Annotated in this window: 26 protein-coding genes; 25 read left to right on the top strand and 1 reads right to left on the bottom strand. The window is 29.5% G+C overall.

The features are described 5' to 3' along the window. Positions 1-104 precede the first annotated feature (104 nt). The 15 genes from acpP (at position 105) to ABF633_RS10920 (ending at position 13,594) form a co-directional block, all read left to right on the top strand. Entirely contained in the window at positions 105-335 is a 231-nt protein-coding gene (acpP, locus tag ABF633_RS10990; protein WP_415523762.1) for an acyl carrier protein, read from the top strand. A gap of 122 nt (positions 336-457) precedes the next feature. After that, positions 458-1,153 (top strand): ribonuclease III, encoded by a 696-nt coding sequence (gene rnc, locus ABF633_RS10985; RefSeq protein WP_415523773.1) that lies wholly within the window; start codon positions 458-460, stop codon positions 1,151-1,153. Continuing rightward, complete coding sequence (locus tag ABF633_RS10980) at positions 1,146-2,234, top strand: elongator complex protein 3 (protein WP_415523761.1); 1,089 nt, start codon at positions 1,146-1,148, stop codon at positions 2,232-2,234. Before rnc ends, ABF633_RS10980 begins: the two co-directional genes overlap by 8 nt. Positions 2,235-2,702: 468 nt before the next feature. Next, positions 2,703-6,260, top strand: a complete 3,558-nt coding sequence (gene smc / locus ABF633_RS10975; RefSeq protein WP_415523759.1) for a chromosome segregation protein SMC — start codon at positions 2,703-2,705, stop codon at positions 6,258-6,260. Positions 6,261-6,302: 42 nt separating this feature from the next. Next, positions 6,303-7,214 (top strand): signal recognition particle-docking protein FtsY, encoded by a 912-nt coding sequence (ftsY, locus tag ABF633_RS10970; protein WP_415523758.1) that lies wholly within the window; start codon positions 6,303-6,305, stop codon positions 7,212-7,214. Positions 7,215-7,296: 82 nt separating this feature from the next. Continuing rightward, positions 7,297-7,641, top strand: a complete 345-nt coding sequence (locus tag ABF633_RS10965; RefSeq protein WP_415523757.1) for a putative DNA-binding protein — start codon at positions 7,297-7,299, stop codon at positions 7,639-7,641. A 30-nt stretch (positions 7,642-7,671) separates the two neighbouring features. After that, positions 7,672-9,021: a signal recognition particle protein gene (gene ffh / locus ABF633_RS10960; RefSeq protein ID WP_415523756.1), complete on the top strand. Its 1,350-nt coding sequence runs from the start codon at positions 7,672-7,674 to the stop codon at positions 9,019-9,021. A 32-nt stretch (positions 9,022-9,053) separates the two neighbouring features. Beyond that, positions 9,054-9,299 (top strand): 30S ribosomal protein S16, encoded by a 246-nt coding sequence (rpsP, locus tag ABF633_RS10955; RefSeq protein WP_415523755.1) that lies wholly within the window; start codon positions 9,054-9,056, stop codon positions 9,297-9,299. Between the two features lie 18 nt (positions 9,300-9,317). After that, positions 9,318-9,545: a KH domain-containing protein gene (locus ABF633_RS10950; RefSeq protein WP_415523754.1), complete on the top strand. Its 228-nt coding sequence runs from the start codon at positions 9,318-9,320 to the stop codon at positions 9,543-9,545. A 52-nt stretch (positions 9,546-9,597) separates the two neighbouring features. After that, positions 9,598-10,089, top strand: a complete 492-nt coding sequence (rimM, locus tag ABF633_RS10945; RefSeq protein WP_415523753.1) for a ribosome maturation factor RimM — start codon at positions 9,598-9,600, stop codon at positions 10,087-10,089. Continuing rightward, entirely contained in the window at positions 10,080-10,796 is a 717-nt protein-coding gene (gene trmD / locus ABF633_RS10940; protein ID WP_415523752.1) for a tRNA (guanosine(37)-N1)-methyltransferase TrmD, read from the top strand. Before rimM ends, trmD begins: the two co-directional genes overlap by 10 nt. A gap of 121 nt (positions 10,797-10,917) precedes the next feature. Beyond that, positions 10,918-11,262, top strand: a complete 345-nt coding sequence (gene rplS / locus ABF633_RS10935; RefSeq protein WP_415523751.1) for a 50S ribosomal protein L19 — start codon at positions 10,918-10,920, stop codon at positions 11,260-11,262. A 149-nt stretch (positions 11,263-11,411) separates the two neighbouring features. Beyond that, the gene (lepB, locus tag ABF633_RS10930; protein ID WP_415523749.1) at positions 11,412-11,942 is read left to right on the top strand and encodes a signal peptidase I; all 531 of its coding nucleotides are present in this window, start codon (positions 11,412-11,414) and stop codon (positions 11,940-11,942) included. Between the two features lie 9 nt (positions 11,943-11,951). Continuing rightward, entirely contained in the window at positions 11,952-12,806 is an 855-nt protein-coding gene (ylqF, locus tag ABF633_RS10925; RefSeq protein WP_415523748.1) for a ribosome biogenesis GTPase YlqF, read from the top strand. A 23-nt stretch (positions 12,807-12,829) separates the two neighbouring features. Next, positions 12,830-13,594, top strand: a complete 765-nt coding sequence (locus ABF633_RS10920; protein WP_415523747.1) for a ribonuclease HII — start codon at positions 12,830-12,832, stop codon at positions 13,592-13,594. 42 nt (positions 13,595-13,636) lie between these two features. Here the strand turns inward: ABF633_RS10920 and ABF633_RS10915 are convergent, their stop codons facing one another. Further along, positions 13,637-15,151: a YifB family Mg chelatase-like AAA ATPase gene (locus ABF633_RS10915; RefSeq protein ID WP_415523746.1), complete on the bottom strand. Its 1,515-nt coding sequence runs from the start codon at positions 15,149-15,151 to the stop codon at positions 13,637-13,639. A 190-nt stretch (positions 15,152-15,341) separates the two neighbouring features. Between ABF633_RS10915 and ABF633_RS10910 the strand changes: the two genes are divergently transcribed. From ABF633_RS10910 to ABF633_RS10865, 10 genes are all read left to right on the top strand, one after another. Continuing rightward, positions 15,342-15,710: a YraN family protein gene (locus tag ABF633_RS10910; RefSeq protein ID WP_415523745.1), complete on the top strand. Its 369-nt coding sequence runs from the start codon at positions 15,342-15,344 to the stop codon at positions 15,708-15,710. 213 nt (positions 15,711-15,923) lie between these two features. Further along, a complete protein-coding gene (gene dprA, locus ABF633_RS10905) occupies positions 15,924-16,994 on the top strand; it encodes a DNA-processing protein DprA (RefSeq protein ID WP_415523744.1) in 1,071 nt (356 codons plus the stop codon). 54 nt (positions 16,995-17,048) lie between these two features. Then, entirely contained in the window at positions 17,049-19,133 is a 2,085-nt protein-coding gene (topA, locus tag ABF633_RS10900; protein WP_415523743.1) for a type I DNA topoisomerase, read from the top strand. Between the two features lie 245 nt (positions 19,134-19,378). Next, entirely contained in the window at positions 19,379-20,155 is a 777-nt protein-coding gene (gene codY / locus ABF633_RS10895; protein WP_415523742.1) for a GTP-sensing pleiotropic transcriptional regulator CodY, read from the top strand. A gap of 172 nt (positions 20,156-20,327) precedes the next feature. Further along, positions 20,328-21,029 carry a 30S ribosomal protein S2 gene (gene rpsB / locus ABF633_RS10890; RefSeq protein ID WP_415523741.1) on the top strand — a complete coding sequence of 234 codons (702 nt, stop codon included), beginning with the start codon at positions 20,328-20,330 and terminating at the stop codon, positions 21,027-21,029. 76 nt (positions 21,030-21,105) lie between these two features. Further along, positions 21,106-22,029: a translation elongation factor Ts gene (tsf, locus tag ABF633_RS10885; protein ID WP_415523740.1), complete on the top strand. Its 924-nt coding sequence runs from the start codon at positions 21,106-21,108 to the stop codon at positions 22,027-22,029. 236 nt (positions 22,030-22,265) lie between these two features. Then, on the top strand, positions 22,266-22,976 hold the full coding sequence (pyrH, locus tag ABF633_RS10880; RefSeq protein ID WP_415523739.1) for a UMP kinase: 711 nt from the start codon (positions 22,266-22,268) through the stop codon (positions 22,974-22,976). A gap of 16 nt (positions 22,977-22,992) precedes the next feature. Further along, complete coding sequence (frr, locus tag ABF633_RS10875; RefSeq protein ID WP_415523738.1) at positions 22,993-23,550, top strand: ribosome recycling factor; 558 nt, start codon at positions 22,993-22,995, stop codon at positions 23,548-23,550. Between the two features lie 121 nt (positions 23,551-23,671). Further along, positions 23,672-24,460 (top strand): isoprenyl transferase, encoded by a 789-nt coding sequence (locus tag ABF633_RS10870; RefSeq protein ID WP_415523736.1) that lies wholly within the window; start codon positions 23,672-23,674, stop codon positions 24,458-24,460. Positions 24,461-24,471: 11 nt separating this feature from the next. Further along, positions 24,472-25,311 (top strand): phosphatidate cytidylyltransferase, encoded by an 840-nt coding sequence (locus ABF633_RS10865; RefSeq protein WP_415523734.1) that lies wholly within the window; start codon positions 24,472-24,474, stop codon positions 25,309-25,311. Positions 25,312-25,585 lie beyond the last annotated feature (274 nt).

Here is a 25,585-nt window from a genome sequence, read left to right as displayed (position 1 = left end):
ATAAAAGTAGTAAAGATATAATTATCTTAAAAATTCTCATATTAATATTGACGGTTAGGTTTATATGTAATATTATCTATATAGAGTTTAGGAGGTGAATTTATATGTTTGAAAAGGTTAAAGATATTATAGCTGAACAGTTAGGTTTAGATGCCAGTGAAATAACGTTAGAATCTTCATTTGTCGATGATTTAGGTGCTGATTCACTTGATATAGTTGAATTGATAATGGCTTTGGAAGAGGAATTTGATATAGAATTTCCTGATGAAGATGCTGAAAAAGTAGCAACTGTCGGAGATGTGGTAGAATACATAAAAGCACATACCGAGGAATAGAAGGCAAGTCCCGTTTAATACGGGGCTTTAAATTTATATAAAATTTTGAAAAAGTTTATTCTTGAATTTATATATTTATATGAATTGAAGAATGGACTTTTAAGGAGATGTCTTAATTGTCAATGCTTATGGAAGATATTGAAAAACTAGAACAATTACTAAAAGTTAAATTTAAAGATAAAAAATTATTGAGGACTGCCATTACCCATAGTTCTTATGCAAACCAAAAAAATATAGAATACAATGAAAGATTGGAATTTTTAGGAGATTCTGTACTGCAGATTATTATTTCTGAATATTTATTTTTAAATTACAAGGATAAAACAGAAGGAGAACTTTCTAAAAAGAGAGCTTTAATTGTCTGTGAAAATTCGCTGTTTAAGATTGCAAAAGGCTGGCAGCTTGGAGAATATATATTTATGAGTAAGGGAGAGGAAATTACTGGAGGAAGGACAAGAGTATCTATACTGGCAGATTGTGTTGAGGCAATTATTGCAGCTATATATTTGGATAAAGGTTTTGAATTTGCAAAGGAATTTGTATTGACAAATTTCTATAAAACTATTGAGATGGCTATGAAAAACAAAATAATTTTAGACTATAAAACTAAGCTTCAAGAAGTACTGCAAAAAGATGGCGATGTGGATATAAAATACCATCTACTGAAATTTGAAGGCCCTCCTCATAGAAGAAAATTTTATATCTCCGTTATTTTTAATGGAGTATTAAAGGGAGAAGGTACAGGGTTTAGTAAAAAAGAAGCTGAACAGGATGCCGCACAAACTGCATTAAAGGCTATAGGAGAAATATATGGATAAAAGACATTATATAATTCCAATTTTTGTACCCCATGAAGGATGTCCACATAATTGTGTGTTCTGTAATCAAAATTCTATAACTGGCAATACTAATTTGGTTGATGACAAATTTGTTACGGAAACAGTTGAGGAATATTTAAAAACTATTGATAGAAAAAATTCAATTATAGAAATTTCTTTTTTTGGAGGAACTTTTACTGCTATAGATATGAAGAAGCAAAGAGAACTTCTATCTGTGGCTAGAGATTATAAAGATAAAGGAAAGGTAGACTTTATAAGATTATCTACAAGGCCGGATTATATAGATGAATCTATACTTGATAATCTTAAATATTATGATGTGGATATAATAGAATTGGGAGTACAATCTATGGACAATAAGGTACTTAAATTAGCAGGAAGGGGTCATACTGCAGAGGATGTATATGATGCTTCAAAACTTATCAGAGCCTATGGATTTACTCTAGGACATCAAATAATGCCAGGTCTTCCAGGAGACGATTTCAAGAAAGATATTTACACTGCTGAGGAAGTAATGAAATTAAAACCAGATATATGCAGAATTTATCCAGCCTTAGTAATAAAAGATACTCCTATGGAAAAAATGTATTTGGACAAAATTTATGAGCCCTATACTTTAGATAAGGCCATAGAAATATGTGAAATAATATATGGTATGTTTAAGATAAATAATATAAATGTCATAAGGATAGGACTTCAACCTACAGATGAAATAAATTTGGGAAGGAAATTAGTTGCAGGACCATTTCATCCAGCGTTCAGAGAATTAGTTCAAGGAAGCATATATAGTGATATGATAAGTTCTATAATTCCTAAAGACTATAAAGGTGAAATCTTTATTGAAATAAATAATAGGGATATATCAAAATTATATGCCAATAAAAAAAACTATTTTAACCTCATGAAAGCTAATTTTCCACATTGTGAATTTATAGTAATTCAAAATAATAATATAATTTTAGAAAATATGATTGTAAGATTTCGTGGAAAGATTGAGAAAGTATCCGTGTATAATTATTTTCTCTGTAAATACAAACTCCCACTGAGTAAGATTCATTGATAAATTTCAATTAATAAAGTAATTGATTAAATAATTTACAGTGGCTAATTTCACTTGTAACAATGTTGTAGCTAAGTATAAGATTAAAAATATATTAGAGTTTATTGAAAATGTATTATATTAATTCTAATCTATGTAATTGAAATATTTATTTTTATAATATACACTGAAAATAAATATGTTTTTAGTGTATGGGTTGGGAGGATGAAATGAAAAAATCAACTAGGCAAAAATTTTTGAGAACGGCGATTATTTTTATAGCTTTAATTTTTATTTTGACTACAATTTTAACTTTTATCCGATGACTACCATCCGTAATACTCCCAACGCACACAGTGAAAGCGATTCACACAAAATCGAAGATTTTGGTTCTCTGCTTTTCTATCAAAGTGGGAGATAACGGCTGCTACGTCCATGGATAACGATTTCTAAGCTTCATTTGATCATTGATATTAGGAGAGTGAAATAATGTTCTTAAAAGCCATTGAAATACGAGGGTTTAAATCATTTGCAGATAAAATAGAATTGGATTTTCAAAAAGGTGTGACAGCAGTAGTAGGGCCCAATGGAAGTGGTAAGAGTAATATTTCTGACGCAATTAGATGGGTTTTAGGTGAGCAAAGCATAAAGACTCTAAGAGGGGGGAAAATGGAAGATGTAATATTTTCAGGGACTCAATTTAGAAAATCTGTAGGGCTTGCTCAAGTTACACTTACTTTAGATAATTCAGACAATATGATTCCTGTGGATTATGATGAGGTAACTATAGGTAGAAGACTATATCGTTCTGGTGAAAGTGAATACTATATTAATAACACTAAATGTAGACTTAAAGATGTGCAGGAAATGTTTATGGATACTGGTATAGGAAAAGAAGGGTATTCAATAATTGGACAGGGTAAGATAGAAGCAGTACTTAGCGGAAAATCTGAAGAGAGACGTGGGCTACTAGAAGAGGCAGCGGGTATTGTTAAATTTAAAACTAGAAAGGAAGAAGCGGAAAGGAAGCTTGAAAGTACGGAGGAAAATCTAGTAAGAATAAATGATATACTAGGGACTTATGAAGAAAGGCTTCAACCCTTAGAAAAGGAAAGTGAAAAAGCGAAGACTTTTGTTAGATTATCTCAGGAACTCAATGAAAAAGAGATAAATTTATTAGTTAATTCAGCAGAAAAATTTAAGATAAAAATTGATGATATTTTGAAGAATGCTAAAAATTTAGATTATGAAATCAACAAATTAAATTTGGAAAGAGATAGTACAAAGATCAATTTAAAAAAATACAATGAGGATTTACTTGAAATTCAAAATTTGCATGAAGCTCGGAGAAAAGAATATTATGAAAGAAAGTCTCAATATCAAAATATAATTTCAGAGAATAATTTAATAAAGGAAAAAATACAAAATTTAAAACAATTAAAAATTAAGTACACAACAGAATTAGAGGAACTGGCAGAAAAAATTAATACATCCACATCTGAAAATAAAAAGTATACGGAAGAATATATTTTGCTGAAAAATAAGGTGAAAGAACATAATGAAAATGCAACCAGTCTAGTAGAAATATTAGAAAATGCACAGAAGGAAATAGATGGAGATGAAAAACTTTTAAAGAAATATAAAAGTGAGGAATTTGACACTTTAGGCAGTATATCTGATTTAAGGAACTTTATAATTTTAATAAAAAAAGACATGGAAAATCATAATTTAAATATGGATCAAATTAAAACTGCCTGTGAGGGTTATTTAAATTCCATTAAGATTAATGAAAATACAAAAGCTGCACTTGAAAAGGAAATAGTTAAAATAAAGAAAAAGATAGAAGACTATGAGATTAGTATAGGAGAAAATAAAAGAGAAATAACTAGAATTAGTAAAATTTTAAATGAGGATGAAAAAGAATTTAATGCTTTAAATACTGAAATTAATAAATCAGAAGCAAATAGAAATATGCTTAACAGCTTAAATGTACAATATGAAGGATATAATAAATCAGTAAAAAATCTTATGTCTCATATAAGAAAAGGATATATTCATCAAGAAAATAAAAAATGTTTTGTATTTGGAGAAGTTATAAAAGTAGATAAAAAATTTGAAACAGCTATAGAAATTGCTTTAGGAGGAGCCATTTCAAACATAATTACTGAGGATGAAATTTTGGCGAAAAAGCTTATAAATTACTTGAAAAATAACAATCTAGGCAGAGCCACATTTTTGCCATTGAATATTTTGCACAATAAAAATTTAGTTGTAGATAGTAATATAAAAAATGCTTCTGGATACATTGGTATTGCAAGTGAATTGGTAGAGTATGATAAAAAACTTTCAGCGGCAGTTGAACATGTTCTTGGGAGAACAGTTATCGCAGAACACATGGATAGTGCTTTAGAAATATCAAAAAAGTCTAATTTTAGTTTTAGAGTTGTAACTCTTGCTGGTGAAATTGTAAACCCTGGAGGAGCTCTTACAGGAGGAAGTATTTATAATAAGGGTTTCAATATAATTGGCAGGAAGAGAGAAATAGAGGAATTAAATTTAAAAATTGATAAAATGAAAGAAAAACTTCATAAGTTATCTATAAAAAATAAAGAAAATAAAACTAATATAAATTCTTTAGATGATACGAATTTAAATTTGAAAGATTATATTCATTTTGAAAATATAGAGATTACTAAAATTCAGGGTAAAATCAATGCAATTGATATAGAAAGTGAAAAATTAAATAAAAATCATAGGATTTCTATTAATGAAATCAGCATGCTTAGTGATAAAAAAGAAGAGGCTTCTAAGGAATTATTGATTAAAGAAAAAGAAATTAATAATTTGGAGCATAAGAAAATACAGCTTTCAGATATGGAAGAAAAATTAGAAGAAAAATTAAAAATGGGAAATGAGAAAATTCTAGCTGCAAAGGATAATTTGACTTCTATAAGAGTAAAAGAGGCAAAATTAGAGGAGAATATTGTAAATAAAAAAAGAGAAGTAGATAGGTTAGCTGAAGAGATAAAGTACGCTGAAAATAAAAGTATGGATTTAAAAACTCAGATAAATAATTTTAAAATAGATAGTATTAAACTTGAAAATGAATTAAAGTCAAATGGCAAAGCTTTAGAGGAAATAAAAGAATTTTTAGCAGCTGCAGATAATTTTTTTCAAGAAGATGAAATTGAAAAATTAAAAATAAATCAGAAATTACAAAGTTACAATGAAAAATTTGATCAGTTAAATATAATAGCCGATAAAAAGGATGAGGAAAAACATAAAATACAACTGAATTTAACTAGAATAGAGACTGAAAACGAAGCTTTAATTGAAAGATTAAATGATGAATTTAAGCTTACCTATGCAGAGGCACTAGAGTATAAAAGAGAAATCAATGATATAATAGTATATAAAAACAACATTCAGGAATTGAAAAATAATATATCGGCTTTGGGAATTGTAAATGTAGGATCCATTGAAGAATATAAATCTGTTAAAGAAAAGTATAATTTTATGTCAAGTCAAAGAGAAGACTTAGTAAAATCTAAAGAGGAAATAATAAATGTTATAAATGAAATGACAGATAGAATGAAAACAGTATTTAGTGAAAATTTTGAAAAAATTAGAAAAAATTTTACAGAAACCTTTAGAGAACTTTTTAAGGGAGGAAATGCTGATCTTATACTTTCGGGAGAAGATGTATTGTCTTCAAATATAGAAATTAATGTAGAACCTCCAGGTAAAAAACTTCAAAATATAAATTTAATGTCTGGTGGGGAAAAAGGTCTTTCTGCCATTGCTCTACTTTTTGCAATTTTAAAAATGAAGCCTACTCCCTTTTGCATATTAGATGAGATTGAGGCAGCCCTAGATGATGCAAATGTGGCTAGATATGCTGAGTTTTTAAGAAAGTTCTCAGAAAAAATACAGTTTATAGTTATTACTCATAGAAAAGGTACCATGGAGGCCAGTAATGTTTTGTATGGTGTTACTATGGAGGAAAAAGGAGTGTCAAAGGTGGTGTCTGTTGACCTGGCTGTTTAATAACGTAATTTTAATATTCATTGATAATTTAAGGAGGAAACGATGTTTAGTGGATTTTTTGATAAATTAAAGAATGGTCTTTCTAAGACTAAGAACAATTTTACTGATAGAGTAACTGAAATACTAACAGGTACTGTATCTATAGATGAGGATATGTATGATGAACTGGAGGAAATACTTATAACTTCAGATATCGGAGTGGAAACTTCTGTATACATAATAGATAAATTAAAAGAAAAGATAAGACAAGAAAAAATAAAGGAACCTTCAGAAGTTAAAGGATGCCTAAAAAGAGTAATACTGGATATATTAGAAACATCAAAGGGCTCTATAGATCCAGATTCTACCCCGGAAACCATTTTAATTATAGGTGTGAATGGTGTTGGAAAAACTACTTCTATAGGTAAAATATCTGCAAAGCTAAAAAAACAAAAATATAAGGTGATTATGGCCGCAGCGGATACTTTTAGAGCAGCTGCCATAGATCAACTTGAAGTTTGGAGTAATAGAGCTGGTGTTGAATTAATAAAGCATCAGGAAGGCTCTGATCCAGCGGCAGTAGTATATGATGCTATACAGGCAGCTAAGGCTAGGAAGGCTGATATACTTATCTGTGATACTGCGGGAAGACTTCACAATAAAAAGAATTTAATGGATGAACTTGGTAAAATAAATAGAGTTATAGAAAGAGAGTTTGATAATAGCAGCCGAAAGACCTTCCTGGTTTTGGATGCTACCACAGGACAAAATGCAGTTATACAGGCAAAGCAATTTACAGAGGTGTGTAAGATTGATGGTATAATACTTACTAAATTAGATGGTACTGCTAAAGGCGGCATTATTATATCAATTAAACATATTCTAAATATACCTGTGCAGCTTATAGGTATAGGAGAGGGAATAGATGATCTTCAGGAATTTGATTCAAATGAATTTGTAGAAGCCTTATTTTAACTATAGTTTTAGGTGTTAAGTAAAAATACTTGACACCTACTTTGGTTTTTGATATTATATTATTCGTAAGTTGGTGATTGTTATGGAAGAAAGAGTTCAAATATCTATGCTTTTAGATTTATATGGTGAACTTTTAACTAGCAAACAGAAAGACATTATGAATTTTTATTTTAATGAAGATCTATCTCTAGCTGAAATATCTGAAATTAATCATACTAGCAGGCAGGCAATTTATGATATATTAAAAAGATGTCAAAAACTTTTGCTGGATTATGACAGTAAATTAAAACTTTTAGAAAAAGATAAGATTATTCAGGAATTGAAAAAAGATATGGAAACAAAACTGGATAGCTTAAAAAATGAAATTATTATAGATAAAAAAATAAAAGTTATAGAAGATATAAAATCGATCATTAAGAATATATAATTATAACAAGAAGGTATAGGAGGGTATAATATGGCTTTTGAAGGATTAACTTCTAAACTTCAAGAAACGATTAAAAAGTTAAAGGGAAAGGGTAAACTTTCTGAAAATGATATAAAAGAAGCCATGAGAGAGGTAAAAAGAGCCCTTTTAGAGGCAGATGTAAATTTTAAAATAGTTAAGGATTTTATAAAAAAGGTTAGTGAAAAATGTCTTGGAAATGAAGTGATGGAGAGTTTAACTCCAGGGCAGATGGTAATAAAAATAGTTAATGAGGAATTAACTGCATTAATGGGTAAAACAGAAAGTAAAATAAATTACAGTGATACTGGAATAACTGTAATTATGCTTGTGGGACTGCAGGGCGCTGGTAAAACAACTATGTGCGGTAAACTTGCACTTTCTTTAAAGAAGAAAAACAAGAAACCACTTTTGGTAGCTTGTGATATATATAGACCAGCGGCAATTAAACAATTGACTGTAGTAGGTAAGTCTATTGATATCCCTGTGTTTTCCATGGGAGATAAAGTAAACCCTGTAGATATTTCAAAGGCCGCTATTGAACATGCAAAAAATAATGATTGTAATGTGGTTATTATCGATACTGCTGGTAGACTTCACGTAGATGAGACATTAATGGACGAATTAAAGAATATTAAAACTAGTATTAATCCAAGTGAAATATTGCTGGTAGTGGATTCTATGACTGGACAGGATGCAGTAAATGTAGCTGATAGTTTTAATAATACTCTTGACATTACTGGAGTTATTCTTACAAAACTTGATGGAGATACAAGAGGCGGAGCTGCACTTTCTATAAGATCAATGACAGGAAAGCCAATAAAATATGTTGGCCTTGGCGAAAAGATGAACGACTTAGAAGTGTTCTATCCAGAGAGAATGGCTTCTAGAATCCTTGGTATGGGTGATGTATTAACCTTAATTGAAAAAGCTCAAAGCGCTATTAATGAAAAAGATGCTAAAGAACTTGGCGAAAAAATGATGAATCAAGGACTGAACTTTGAAGATTATTTAACTATGATGAAGCAGATGAAAAAACTTGGGCCACTTGGTAAAATATTAGAAATGGTTCCGGGTATGAATAACAAGATGTTTCAAGGTGCAGATTTAAGTAAAGTTGAAGATGAAACTAAAAAAACTGAATCTATAATTTATTCAATGACACTAAAAGAAAGAAGAGATCCACAATTAATAAGTTCTTCTGCCTCAAGAAAAAGGAGAATAGCCTTGGGATCAGGTACTTCTGTACAGGATATTAATAAGCTTTTGAAAATGATGGAAATGATGAAAAAGCAAATGAAGCAATTTAAGAACATGGATAAAATGACAAAAAAAGGTTTACTCGGAAAATTTCCGTTTTAGATTAATATTATTCTTTGAAGGAGGTGATTTAAATGGCAGTTAAGATAAGACTAAAGAGAATGGGTGCTAAAAAAGCTCCATTTTATAGAATTGTTGTTGCAGATTCAAGAAGTCCAAGAGATGGAAAATTTATCGAAGAAATAGGATACTATAATCCAATTACAGAACCAATAACTGTAAAGGTAGATTCTGATAAAGTAGCTGAATGGATAAAGAATGGTGCACAACCATCTAATACAGTTAAAAGACTTTTTAATAAAAGTGGAATAACTAAATAGTAACTGGGGGAGTTTAATATGAAGCAACTATTGTACATAATTGTAAAATCATTAGTTGATAACCCAGATATGGTAGAAATAACTGAAGTTAAAGGTGAAACATCTTTAATACTTCAGTTGAAAGTTGCTCAGGAAGACATGGGCAAGGTTATTGGTAAACAGGGAAGAATAGCTAAGGCTATAAGAACTGTTGTAAAAGCAGCAGCTGTCAAAGAGAATATAAAAGTTGTTGTGGAAATAGTATAAGAGTTAGGATTACCTAACTCTTTATTTTCATAGATAAAGGTGGGAATCTTATATGAAAGAATTTCTGACGGTGGGTCAGATTATAAATACACATGGGGTAAAAGGTGAGATTAAGGTATATCCTTTAAGTGATAGTACGAAGAGATTTAGAAAATTAAAAAAAGTTTACATAGATGACATAGAGCGAAATGTATTGTGGTGCAAGATACAACCAGATAAAATTATTATGAAGCTAGAAGGAATTGAAAGCCCAGAGACAGCAATAAAATACAAAAATAAATATTTAAAGGTACCCAGAGAAGACGCAGTAACTCTTGAAAAGGGAAGATATTTTGTAGCTGATATAATAGGAAGTCAGGTTGTAGATGAGGATAATAATGATATTGGTATAGTTTTCGATGTGATATTCACTGGAAGCAATGAGGTATATTGGGTAAAGGGAAAGGGCGAGGATGTAATGGTTCCTGCTCTTAAGTCTATTGTAACTAAAATGGATATGGATAATAATCTAATAGTTATAAAGCCGGTGAAAACATGGAGTTAAATATTGATATATTAACTTTGTTTCCCGAGATGTTTCATATTTTTAATTATAGTATGATTGGAAGAGCTCAAAATAAAAAAATAATAAACATAGAAACTCATAATATTCGTGATTATACTCTTGATAAACACAATAAAACTGATGAGTATCCTTATGGTGGTGGTGCTGGTATGGTTATGACTGCACAGCCTATAGTACATTGTATCGAAAGTGTAAAGAATAATAATAAAGGTAAAGTTATATTCCTAGGACCACGTGGGAAAACTTTTAATCAAAATCTTGCTAAGGAATTGTCTAAGGAGAAAGAATTAATATTTCTCTGTGGTCATTATGAAGGTATAGATGAAAGGGTATATAGATATATCGATATGGAAATATCTTTAGGTGATTTTGTATTAACTGGAGGAGAAATGGCTTGTATACCTATAATAGACAGTATAAGTAGGATGATACCGGGAGTTTTGGCTAGCAATGAAAGCTTTATGGAGGAGTCATTCTATGATGGTGTACTAGAATATCCGCAATATACTAGGCCTGAATCCTTTAGGGGAGAATCTGTACCTAAAATTTTGCTTTCTGGTCATCATGAAAATATAAGAAAATGGAGAAGAAAACAATCCCTTCTCATAACTAAAGAAAAGAGACCAGATTTATTTAAAAGTATTAAATTATCTGAAGAAGATAAAAAACTTTTGTACACTAAATAATATTTTTCTTGAAAAATTATTTTATTTCCATTATAATATAATTTGTGCTAGTACGGGCGCTCCTCTGGTTGCAAGAATGCTGATTATGAACGTCAAATAAATTTTAGGAGGGAATGCACATATGTTAGATATAATAAAAGCTATAGAAGCTGAACAAATCAGAACAGATTTACCAGAATTCAATGTAGGAGATACTATTAAAATTGATGTAAAAATCAAAGAAGGTGAAAAGGAAAGAATCCAGGCCTTCGAAGGTACAGTTATTAAGAAGCAAAATGGTGGATTAAGAGAGACTTTCACTGTAAGAAGAGTGGCTTATGGTGTTGGTGTTGAAAGAACTTTTCCAATAAATGCTCCTATAATAGACAAAATTAAAATTGTTAGAAAAGGTAAAGTAAGAAGAGCTAAGCTATACTACTTAAGAGATAGAGTAGGAAAAGCTGCAAAAGTTAAAGAATTAAAGTAAAAATGGGGCTTAGGCCCTTTTTTATTTATTATAAACATAATTTTTATCAATGAATTAAAATATATTAAATTTAACCTAGTGGAGTAATTCCATTAATAATAAAAAGCCAGGCGTTAGATACTTTGTTGTTATATTGGTGGTGAAAAAATATGATAAAGAAAATAATAAAAACTTTTTCTATAGCTTTAATTTCAGCTATATTAATTATGGTTTTTATATTGCAAATAGTAAGTATAAATGGACCTTCTATGCTTAATACTTTTTTTACCAATGATAAAGTTATAGTTGAAAAAATTACATATTATTTTAATTCTCCCAAAAGACAGGATATAATAGTCTTTAGATATGCTGGAGATACTAATGAAAAATATATAAAGAGAGTTATAGCTGTAGAAAATGACAAAATAAAAATTGTGGACGATAGAGTTTATGTCAATGGCAAGCTTCTTATTGAGCCTTATGCAGTTTATAATACTCACAATAATGCTGCAAAGAATAATGATAGAATTCATAATTTCCCAGAAACTGTAGTTCCAAAGGATACGGTTTTTGTTATGGGAGATAATAGATATGATAGTTTAGATAGTAGATTTAAAGATATAGGATTTGTAAATAAAAAATTGATAATTGGGAAAGTAGTTATGAGAATTTATCCCATTGATAAGTTTGGAAAGGTATGATAGTTAATTATGGTAAATGAAATAAATTGGTTTCCTGGTCATATGGCTAAGACCAGAAGGGAAATAAAAGAAAATTTAAAGTTAGTAGATGCGGTTATTGAAATAAGGGATTCCCGAATAGTAAAGTCCAGTGCAAATCCTGAAATTAATACTATTTGTAAGGATAAGCCTAGAATAATATTGCTTAATAAATGTGACTTAAGTGAAGAAAAAGTCACTAAGGCGTGGATTAATGCATTATCTAAGGATAATGTAAGAGCTTTAGCGGTGAACAGTCTAAATGGCTTAGGTTTAAACAGCATAAGAGGAGAACTTGATAAACTTCTTAAGGAAAAGATAGACAGACTTAAACAAAAGGGTATTATGAATGTAATTATAAGGGTTATGGTGGTGGGTATACCTAATGTAGGTAAGTCTTCCTTTATAAATAAAATGGCTAAAAACACTGCAGCTAAAATTGGAGATAAACCAGGAGTAACTAAAAGTAAACAATGGATAAAAACTAAAATAGGAATTGAGCTCATGGATACTCCAGGAGTATTATGGCCTAAATTTGAAGAAAAAACGGTTGGATTAAATCTGGCTTTTACAGGAGCCATAAAAGATGAAATTATGGACGTGGAAGAGCTTGCACTGAGTTTAGTTGAAAGATTGCAAAGCTATTATCCTGATAGATTGCTAAAAAGATACAAATTAGATTCTTTAGAGGAAACTCCTTTGGAAAATATGGAGAATATAGCAAGAAAAAGAGGTGCTATTATATCTAAGGGTAATGTTGATTATAATAGAGTATCTATTATGTTACTAGATGAATTTAGAGGAGGAAAATTAGGACCTATTTCACTAGAACGTCCTAAAGAATAAAAATAAATATGGATTTTTCTAATATGAGTTTTATAAAAATAAAAGAGTATATATATAATTTAAATGCAGATGAATACAAAAATGTAGCTGAACAATTAAAAGATGACAGCAGAAAAAATGTACAGGGATTAGTAAGAAGATTATTAAATTTAAAGCATAAACAAGAGCAAGAAATAGTTAGAGTAGGGAATATGTATGATTTTGATAGAAACCTTATTAATACAGGTTACCTAGCAGGAGTAGATGAGGTTGGAAGAGGTCCTCTTGCAGGTCCTATTGTAGCTGCTGCTGTTATTATAGATTTAAATAAATTTGATAAAGATATGATATTGGAAATAAATGATTCTAAAAAGTTATCAGTAAAAAAGAGAGAAGAGCTTTCTGAAATAATAAAAAAAAAGGTAATAGATTTCAATATTACAATAATTGATAATAGAGAAATAGATCTAAAAGGGGTTGGCGTTTGTAATCAGCAGGTTTTAAAATCGGCAGTGGAAGGATTTAAAATCACTCCGGATTTTGTTATATCAGATGGATATGCCATAAAAAAGCTTAATATACCCAATACATATGCTGTAAAAGGTGATTGTAAAAGTGCCAGTATAGCCTGTGCTTCTATTATAGCAAAGGTATATAGAGATAATTTAATGAAGAAGTACGCAAAAATATACCCACAATATCATTTTGAGGATAATGTGGGATATGGCAGTAAGGTACATATAGAAGCATTAAAACAGTATGGAGTAACACCTATTCATAGAATGAGTTTCTTGAGAAATATATTATGAATAAAACTAATAATAAATCTGTAAACAGAGTTATTGTCATCATCAAATAATTTTTTCATTTATAAATTTTCTATATTGCATTGCCTCTATAATATCTAGATGATCTATTTTGGTATTTTCACGCATATCTGCAATAGTTCTTGAGACCTTTAATATTCGACTATAGGCTCTTGTACTCAATTGGAATTTATCAAAAATATTTTTAACAATTTTATTTGCTTCTGTAGTAAGTTCACAATATTTCTTTATGTGTCTTTCTTCCATTTGAGCGTTGCAATATAGTTTATCTTTTTTTAATCTATGGATTTGTATTTCTCTAGCTCTGATAACTCTTTTTCGTATGTCCTCAGAGGATTCTGATTTTTTTCCCTTATTTATTTCTTCATAATTTAATGTATTTACAAAGGAAAAAAGATCTATGCGATCAAGCAGAGGATTTGAAAGCTTTCCCAGATATCTTTTTCTCTCATATGCTGTACAGGTACACTCTTTATTTGAAGCATAATTGCCACAAGGACATGGATTCAGAGAACCGATTAACATGAAGTTACAGGGATAGGTCACATTTCCTGTAGCTTTCGAGAGTTTTATAATTCTATCTTCTAAAGGCTGCCTTAGCACCTCTAAAACTGATTTTTTAAATTCTAAAATCTCATCTAAAAATAGTACACCATTATGAGCTAGTGAAATTTCACCAGGAATAAGCTTTGCGCCACCTCCTACTAAAGCTATTTGGGAACTTGTGTGATGCGGGTTTCTAAAGGGTCTTTTAAGTATTAAATTATTATCTTCAAGTTTTCCTGATACGCTGTATATTTGAGTTACTTCCAGGGATTCATCATAATTTAGGGGAGGAAGAATACTTGGAAGTCTTTTAGCTAACATTGTCTTTCCTGAACCGGGCGGACCAAAAAGTATCATGTTATGTCCACCTGAAGCAGCTACTTCAATAGCTCTTTTAGAACTTTCCTGACCTATTATATCATTAAAATCTAATGTGAAATCATCAGGTGTAGGAATTTCTTCGTATTTAAAAGGCAATAAATCTTTGTATTTAAAATAGTCTACTACTTGGCATAAATTACTAAATGGAAAGACGGAACAGTTTTTAACCATACAACATTCTTTAGCATTATCAGTTGGAATTACAATCTTATTAAGCCCTTCTCTAACTCCTTTTATTGCAATGGGTAGTGCACCTTTAATTTTTTTTAAGGAACCATTTAAAGATAGTTCTCCTATTATAATATATTTATCTATGGAATCTATATTTATCTGATTGGTTGCTGCTAAAATTCCAATAGCTATAGGTAAATCAAATAAAGCTCCTTCTTTTTTTAAGTCTGCAGGTGCTAAATTTATTGTTATCCTATTTATTGGGAAATTAAAGCCTGAATTTATTATAGCAGATCTTACTCTTTCTTTAGATTCCTTTACGGATATATCAGCAAGCCCTACTATATTAAAAGCAGGTAGTCCTTTTGATATGTCAACTTCAACATTAACTGTAATACCTTCTATACCGGTAAATGTGGCTGCATTTATTTGTAATGCCATTTAATCACCTCTTAGATTTAAGTATTGACAGTTTTTTATAAATATAAGCATGGATAAATTTTTCTATTTTAAGTATAATATTTAAATTATTTGGCTATAAATTTTATTATCAGCATTTAGGCATTATTTTCATATGCCTTATCGTAAATAAAAATTAAAAAAGATTCATCTTATATATAAGGAGATACATATGCATCAATATAATAGGGAAATAGGAACTTATGGTGAGGATGTAGCAGCAAAATATTTGCAAAGTATGAATTATAGAATATTAAATAGAAATTATAGATGTAAAATAGGAGAAATAGATATAATTGCAAAGCATGAAAAATTTTTATGTTTTACTGAAGTAAAAACTAGGTATGAAACTAGCTATGGTTCACCGGGTGAATCTGTTAATAAGAAAAAACAATTTAGAATATATAGGATTGCTGAATTTTACATAATGAAAAATTCTATTTTAAATTTAGATTGTAGATTTGATGTGGTAGAAGTGTTGTTAAATAGGAAAGATAATAATTTTTCAGTGAGATTAATAGAAAATGCCTTTCAAATTTAGGTATATAATTTATTAACGTTAGATAGTCTTTTCTACTAAAAATGCTTCACAAATATTTTTGTAGGTATAAGTTTTTAAGCCTTTTATCAATAGAGTATAATTAACATATTTTAAATTATGTTAATTAAAAAAATGTAAAGTAAAAGCTATAAAAACATACATTTTGCAATACAAAAACAATTATATAAAAATTAAAATGCAAAGGAGTTTTATATGAATGACTATGATTTATGGTTTATTTTACTTAATATTAGCAATAAAAGAAAAATAAATTTAATAAAAAGATTTAAAACTACTGAAGAAATATGGTATCATACTGTAAATGAATATAATTCTAGTTTAAACAAATTTATCATAGAACCCAAGTGGGAAAAAGGTAAAATTGAGCTTGTTAAAAATTTAATTTTCCAAAATGACATAAAAATGGTTACATTTATAGAAGATGATTATCCGGAAATATTAAAGCAATACGATGATTCGCCTTTTGCACTTTTTTACAAAGGAGATATAAGAAAATTAAACAGTTCCATAAATATTTCCATAGTAGGATCTAGGATATGTTCAACCTATGGAATAAATGTAACTAAAGTAATAGTAAAAGAACTTACAGGTCATAATATAAATGTAATTAGTGGTTTAGCTATGGGAATAGATTATTATGCCCATTTATATTCTGTCGAAAATAATATATTTACTTGTGCTGTACTTGGCTGTGGAATAGATATTATATACCCAAAGTCAAATAAAAAATTATATGATAGCATATTAAGAAAAGGCGGTTGTATAATTTCTCAATTTGTACCCGGTACGCAGCCACTTAGTTATAATTTTCCTATTAGAAACCGTATTATTAGTGGACTTAGTAAAATTACAATAGTAATCGAGGCAAATTTAAAAAGTGGATCTTTAATTACTGCTAGTGCTGCTTTAGATCAAGGTAAAGATGTAATAGCGGTACCAGGTTCAATTTTTTCTAAAAATAGTTTAGGGACTAATAAATTAATTAAGGATGGAGCATTTCCATTAACTTCTGTAGAGGATATATTTAATTTGTTATCTATAAATTATAGTAGAAAGATTAATACTAACCAAAAAAACATGAATAATTTAGAAAAAAAAATTTATAATGTAATTAATGATGTGCCAGTACATATAGATGATATCATAAAACTAACTAATATTGACATATCACAAATTTATGAGTTATTATTTGAAATGCAACTAAAAGATGAAATTATGTGTTTAAGTGGTAATTATTATGTTAAATTTAATAATAAAATTTAAATCATAGAATAATAACTTTAAATTATACAAAGACAGAATTTTGGAGGGGATAAGATGGGACAAAATTTAGTTATTGTAGAATCACCAGCTAAGGCAAAAACTATAGGTAAATATTTAGGAAATAATTTTGTTGTAGAGGCATCAATGGGGCATGTTAGAGATCTGCCTAAAAGTACTTTAGGTGTTGATGTAGAGGACAATTACAATCCTAGGTATATAACTATAAGAGGAAAAGGTGAACTTTTAGATAAACTTAGAAAGAGGGCAAAAAAGAGTGATAAAATATTTCTGGCTACCGACCCTGATAGAGAGGGAGAAGCCATATCATGGCATTTAGCAAAGGTTTTAAAGATAGATGAAGATAAAAAATGTAGAATAGTTTTTAATGAAATCACTAAAAATGCTATAAAGTCTGCAATAAAAAAACCGAGAATGGTAGACTTAAATCTTGTGGATGCACAGCAAGCACGTAGAGTACTAGATCGATTGGTGGGTTATAAGATTAGCCCTATACTTTGGAGAAAGGTAAAGTGGGGGTTAAGTGCTGGTAGAGTTCAATCAGTGGCATTAAAAATAATCTGTGACCGTGAAAAGGCCATAAATGATTTTAAACCTGAAGAATACTGGTCTATAGAGTGTTTGTTGAGTAAAAACGAAAAATATAAACCCTTCTTGGTAAAGCTTCATTCCGCAAATAATAAAAAAGTTGCTATAGGTACTAAAGAAGAAGCAGATACTATTATTAAGGAATTGGAAAAAGAAAAATTTATAGTTGATAATATTAAAAAATCTACTAAAAATAAAAATCCGCTGGCACCATTTACTACAAGTACATTACAGCAAGATGCATATAAAAGATTAAATTTCTCAACTAAAAGAACTATGTCCATAGCTCAAATTTTATACGAAGGAATTGAAATAAAGGGTCATGGAACTGTGGGTTTAATTACTTACATGAGAACAGATTCTGTGAGGATATCTGAAGAGGCGCAGAATAATGCTAAAGAATATATCAAATCAACTTTTGGAGAGGAATTTGTGCCTAAAACTACTAGGAATTTTAAAGGGAAAAAGAATATACAAGATGCCCATGAAGCAATAAGACCTACATATATAAATATTACTCCAGAAGAAGCTAGATCAAGTCTTAAAGATGACCAATTTAAATTATACAGCTTAATTTGGAACAGATTTATGGCAAGTCAAATGGCATCCTGCATTATGGATACAGTTACTTTAATCATAAAAAACGGAATATATTCCTTTAGAGCTACAGGTTCAAGTATTAAATTTTCTGGATTTATGAAGGTTTACAATTATACTTTTGATGAAGAAGATGATGATATTAAGATTCCAACATTAAATGAAAATGATATATTATATAAAAAAGAAATCAAAGGGAATCAACATTTTACTCAACCCCCAGCAAAATTTTCTGAGGCCTCTTTAGTAAAAACTCTTGAAGAAAATGGTATTGGAAGACCAAGTACCTATGCTCCAATTATTTCCACACTTCTTGACAGAAAATACATTGAAAGAGAGAAGAAGACATTAAATCCAACGGAACTTGGAAATATAGTGAATAATATTGTCAGTGAATATTTTAAAGAGATTGTTGATATTGAGTTTACTGCTGAAATGGAACATAAATTGGACAATATAGAGGAAGGTAAAGAAAATTGGAATAATGTAGTAGATAAATTTTATAAGCCTTTGGAAGTTTCAATAGATATTGCAGAAAAAGAAGTGGCAAAAATTACCATTGAAGATGAAGTTACAGATATTAAATGTGACAAGTGTGGAAAGTTTATGGTCATCAAACATGGACGCTTTGGAGATTTTCTAGCGTGTCCCGGGTATCCTGAATGTAAGAATACAAAACCAATAGTACAAGAACTTGATGTGGCCTGTCCAAAGTGTGGTGGAAAAATACTAGTAAGAAAAAGCAAAAAGGGAAGAAAATTTTTTGGCTGCAGTAATTATCCTGATTGTGACTTTGTCAGTTGGTTTGAACCTACTAATGAGAAATGTAGTAAATGTGGTTCCTATATGGTTAAAAAATATAACAAGACAAAGGGAAACTATCTAGAATGCTCAAATCAAGAATGTAAAAATAAAAAATTTAATGAAACAACTTAATGGAATTCCATTAAGAAAATTTCATTAAATAAAATTGTGTAGTAATACCATGTTAAGTGTTGTCGAATATAATAAACTTTCAGTTGAAAAATAAAAAACACTATGATATTATAACAAGAGGGGTTGTTTAACAATTCGGAATATTAAAAATTATTCTGAAATTTTATACAGATTTCCCAACATTAATTATATGAATATAAAATTGATATTCATATAAACATAGTTGAAAGTAGGGGGAATACCACATGTCTACACTATTAAATAAAACAAGAATGCTTAACAAGATATTGCAAAAATCAGGTACTGAACCAGTTGTATTTAATGATATATGTGAAATTCTAAGTGAAGTATTAACATCTAACGTATATATAATAAGTAGAAAGGGAAAAATATTAGGATATAATTTATCAAGTGGTTTTCAATGCGAAGTATTGAAAAATGATGTTATTGACAATATGAAATTTGCTGATTTATATAATAATAAGCTTATGAATATTCATGAAACTGAAGCTAATATACCTATTGATGGTAAATGTACTTTTAACGAAAATGATCTCTGCGGCTTAAATAATAAAATCACAACCATTGTACCTATTATCGGAAATAGAGAAAGGTTAGGTACATTAGTTCTCGCTAAGTTTGACAATCAATTTGATGATGATGATACAGTTTTAGCTGAATATAGTGCTACTATAGTGGGACTTGAGATATTGAGGTCTAAGCATGATGAAATTGAATATGAAGCTAGAAAAAAAGCTGTAGTTCAATTAGCAATTGGAACTCTATCTTATTCTGAACTAGAAGCAGTAGAACATATTTTTAATGAATTAGAGGGCACTGAAGGTCTATTGGTTGCTTCTAAAATTGCGGACAAGGTTGGAATAACTAGAAGTGTCATTGTCAATGCTTTAAGAAAATTTGAAAGTGCTGGCGTTATTGAATCAAGATCTCTAGGCATGAAAGGTACACATATTAAAATATTGAATGATAAATTATTAGATGAATTGAAAAAAATAAAATAAATGGGATGATTTTAATCATCCCATTTATTTTTATAAAAAATGTTGAATATAAGAATACTATGTGTTATACTACAAAAGGAAAAAATACACACATCACCTAATTTGCAAGCTAGTGCCCTTGGGTAACTTACAAACATGAAGGTGATGGAGGTAAAAACTAGGAGGTAGAATTATGGCAGTTATATCAATGAAACAATTATTAGAAGCTGGTGTTCACTTTGGACATCAAACAAGAAGATGGAACCCTAAAATGGCCCCATATATTTTCACAGAAAGAAATGGTATATATATCATTGATCTTCAAAAAACAGTGAAAAAAGTTGATGAGTCTTACAATTTTATAAAAAGTGTTTCTGAAGAAGGAAAAGATGTATTGTTTGTAGGTACAAAAAAACAAGCTCAGGAAGCAATTCAAGAAGAATCTGTAAGATGTGGCATGCATTTTGTAAATAACAGATGGTTAGGTGGTATGTTAACTAACTTTAAGACAATTAAAACAAGAATAAATAGACTCGAAGAGATTCAGAAAATGGAAGAAGATGGAGTCTTTGAAGTTTTACCAAAGAAAGAAGTTATTAATTTAAAAAATGAAGAAGAGAAGCTAGTTAAAAATCTTGGCGGTATTAGAAGTATGGTCCAAGATAAAATAGGAGCTTTATTTATAGTAGATCCAAGAAAAGAAAAGAATGCTATTTCAGAAGCTAAAATTTTAGGAATACCAGTTGTAGCTATAGTTGATACAAACTGTGACCCAGATGAAGTTGATTATGTAATACCTGGTAATGATGATGCTATTAGAGCAGTTAAATTAATAACAGCTAAGATTGCTGATGCTGTTATAGAAGGAAGACAGGGAGAACAATTAGCTGAATAGTTTTTATATTTCTATAAATGAAGAAGTTTACTTCTTCATTTACTTATAATGAATGAAAATGATCGGAGGAATAAAAATGATTTCTGCAAGTTTAGTTAAAGAATTAAGAGATAGAACAGGTGCTGCAATGATGGCTTGTAAAAAAGCCTTAACAGAAGCAAATGGTGATATCGATAAAGCTATTGAGATATTAAGAGAAAAAGGATTAGCTGCAGCTGCTAAGAAGGCAGGAAGAGTTGCTGCTGAAGGATTAATAGTTACATATTTAAGTGAAGATAAAAAATCAGGTGCAATAGTTGAAGTAAATTGTGAAACTGACTTTGTTTCAGCTAATGAAGAATTTGCAGTATTAGCAAATAATGTTGCTAAAATGGCAGCAACAACAGAAGCAGCTAATGTAGAAGAATTATTAAATGAAAAATATATAGTGGATAATTCTGCAACACTTAAAGATACTCTTACAGCATTAATAGCTAAGCTAGGCGAAAATATGAATGTAAGAAGATTTGTTAAATATAATGCAGCAAATGGTGTAGTTCAAAGCTATATCCATGGTGGTGGAAGAATTGGAGTATTAGTTGAACTTTCTTGCGAAAAAGAGAGTGAAGTACTTTCAGATTTGTCAAAGGATATATGTATGCAAATTGCAGCAGCTAATCCACTTTTCCTAAATGAGGATCAAGTAGATACTAAAACTTTGAATAGTGAGAGAGAGATTTACAGAACTCAGGCTCTAAATGAAGGAAAACCTGAAAAAATCGTTGATAAAATGGTGGAAGGTAGAATAAAAAAATATCTTAAAGAAGTTTGTCTTGTTGACCAAGTTTGGGTTAAAGATTCAGATTTAACAATTTCAAAGCTTCTTGCAGCAAAATCTAAAGAAGTTGGTGCTCCTATAACTATATCAGCTTTTACAAGATTTGAAAGAGGCGAAGGTATTGAGAAAATAGAGGAAAATTTTGCTGAAGAAGTTCAAAGACAAATGCAGCAGGGTAAATAAAAAAAGAGAACACTGCGTGTTCTCTTTTTTTAAAGGAATTAGCTTTATCATAAAATAAGAGTAATTGATAAGTACACTTTCTAGGATCTACATAGAGTTTTTAACACTATTGAGACTTAGAAGGAGTTATCTAATAACCTTCCGTTGTTATTATTAAGAGAAAGTTTTACAGCGGTTAGTCATCAGATAAATAAAAGTTTAATACTAGCAATAGCAAGTTGGAGGTATAGCATAGAATGGAATCTATAAAATATAAAAGGATAATGTTAAAACTATCTGGTGAAGCCTTAGCAGGAGAAAATGGATACGGCATAGATTTTAAAGTAGCAAAGAGAATCGCTGAAGAAATTAAAGAAATTGTGGAAATGGGTATAGAAGTTGGTGCTGTAGTTGGCGGTGGAAATATATGGCGTGGAAGACAGGGCGAAGGTATGGATAGAACCACTGCAGACTATATGGGGATGCTTGCAACTTGTATAAATGCTATGGCACTGCAGGATTCATTAGAAAGTATTGGTGTATATACAAGAGTTCAGACTGCTATAGAAATGAAACAAATTGCTGAGCCATTTATAAGAAGAAGAGCTATGAGACATCTAGAAAAGGGTAGAGTGGTTATTTTTGGTGCAGGTACAGGAAACCCATATTTTTCTACAGATACTACAGCTGCTTTAAGAGCGGCTGAAATAGAAGCTGATCTCATATTATTAGCTAAAAAAGTTGATGGAGTTTATGATAAGGATCCTAAAAAATATAGTGATGCTGTTAAATTTGATAATGTTACTTATATGGATGTATTAGAAAAGGGACTGCAGGTTATGGATTCTACTGCAACTTCTTTGTGTATGGATAATAATATTCCAATTTTAGTCTTTGGATTAGATACTCCAGGGAATATAAAAAGAGCAATTTCTGGTGAAAAAATTGGTACTTTAGTAACTAAATAATAAAGGAGAAATTTATATGCTAAAAGATATTATTAATACTGCTGAAGAAAAGATGAATAAAACTATTTCTGTCTTAAAAAAGGAACTTGCTTCCATGAAAGCTGGTAGAGCAAATCCTGCTATGCTTGACAGAATAGAAGTTGAATATTATGGAAGTTCAACTGCTTTAAGTCAACTTGCAAACGTATCTGCTCCAGAGCCTAGAATTTTACTTATTCAACCTTATGATAAGTCTTCAATAAAGGGTATTGAAAAAGCAATACTTGTATCAAACTTAGGATTAAATCCATCAAATGATGGATCAGTAATTAGACTTGTGATACCAGAACTTACAGAAGAAACAAGAAAGAATATTGTAAAGTCTGTAAAAAAGGCTGGGGAAGATGGAAAAGTTGCTGTTAGAGCTGTAAGAAGAGATGCTAATGATAAAATTAAAGCTTTAAAGAAAGATAATACTATAACTGAAGACGAAGCAAAAAAATGTGAAGATGATATACAAAAGAAAACTGATGTATATATTAAAGATATAGATAAAATTATAGAGAATAAAGAAAAAGATTTAATGTCTATATAATATTTATAATTATGAACCTGCGACTTCGCAGGTTTTATTTCTAAAGCAGCATATTTTTATGTACAATTTATCTTATTTAGATTTATTGATAATATAAAATTTAAGGGGATGAAATCATTTTATGTGGAAATTTTTAGGGCTTAAAAAAGGGGATAATTATACTAAAAATAGTTCAATAAAACAGTATGAATTAAACTATGATAAGATTCCGAAACATATTGCCATAATTATGGATGGCAATGGAAGATGGGCTAAAGAAAAGAATCTTCCAAGAAGTATTGGACATACGGTTGCAGTTGAAAACCTTAATAAGATTATAAAAGAAACCAGTGATATTGGAGTTAAATATTTAACCTTGTATGCTTTTTCCACAGAGAATTGGAATAGACCTGCTGAAGAAGTAAATACATTAATGAAACTTTTGGCTGAATATCTGAAGAAACAATTAAATGAACTTCATAAAAATAATGTAATAGTAAAAACTATTGGTGATATATCAAGGTTACCAGATATTTGTATAGAGGTATTAGAAAAGTCAATGGAAAAGACAAAAAATAATACTGGAATGCTTTTAAATCTGGCTTTAAATTATGGGGGTAGAGATGACATACTGTATGCAGTAAAAAACATATTCAATGATTATGTTGAAGGAATTATTTCTAAGGAAGATATTAATAATATAAATGTAGAGATGTTTAATCAGTACTTATATACAAAAAACATTCCAGATCCAGATCTTATAATAAGAACCAGCGGCGAACAGAGATTAAGTAATTTTTTACTTTGGCAGTGTGCCTATTCAGAGTTTTGGTATACTGATGTAAAATGGCCTGATTTCAGCAAAGAGAATCTTCATGAAGCAATAAAAGATTATCAGCTTAGGAATAGAAGATTTGGTGGAATAAAGTAGAGGTGTAATTTATGAATAAAAGATATTTAGGAGCATTAATTTTAACACCACTTATAGTATTTTTATTTTTAGGCGGAATTTATTTGAAAATTTTAATGCTCATTTTATCACTGCTGGCTATGGGGGAATTTTATAAAATAGTAAAAGAAAAAAATATTAATACTATAAATATATTAGGATATTTACTATGTATTATATATTATATTCTTGTGAATAATAATTTGGAGTTTAAATACATAATGTTACTATTAACCTTAAGTCTGATTATTATGTTTTGTATACCTGTGTTTAATACAAAATACAATTTTATAGATATTTCTATAACTATGCTGGGTTTTATATATATTGCTATATTCTTTAGTTTTATAGTGCTTATAAATATTAAGACTTTTAATTTTAATGGTGATAATATACCTGTTGGAAAATACTTAGTATGGTTGGTACCATTATCTTCCTGGATCTGTGATACCACTGCCTATTATGGTGGAAGATATTTAGGGAAAAATAAATTATGTCCTAAGGTGAGTCCTAAGAAAACAGTAGAAGGCTCAATAACTGGTTTGCTAGGAAGCATTTTATCCTGTACTATATTTGGCATATTCATAAATAGATATGCGGCTGGAATGAATCTAATAAATATTAATATATACAATTATGCCTTTATTGGATTACTATGTGGAATATTTTCACAGTTTGGTGATTTAACAGCTTCCTCTATTAAAAGATATGTAGGTGTTAAAGATTATAGTCAATTGATACCAGGTCATGGCGGCATATTGGATAGATTCGATAGTATATTGTTTTCTGCTGCTGTAGTATATTATTATGTAAGTTTTATTCTGAAAATATAAATCATAGCCTAAATTATGCATTCAATTAATATTTTGTTGCTGCATATATAATAATTAATTACATATTATGAGATAGAGATTTATTCTTTATCTCTTTTTGTTAATAATTTTAGAAGATTTTAGTTATATATGTATTCATTTAAGTATAATATTATATAATATATAAGACCGATTTAAATAAGTTAAATATTCTGCAGTAGTTTTATTTTATGTCATATTGATTGAGCTGCATTTGTCGATAGTATAAATATTTTTGTGAAAACTATTTTTCAAT

Source organism: Clostridium sp. (assembly GCF_047718555.1).
Lineage (GTDB): Bacteria > Bacillota > Clostridia > Clostridiales > Clostridiaceae > Clostridium_I.
The sequence above is the reverse complement of the archived record's forward strand: the minus strand, read 5'-3'. Positions and strand labels throughout refer to the sequence as shown.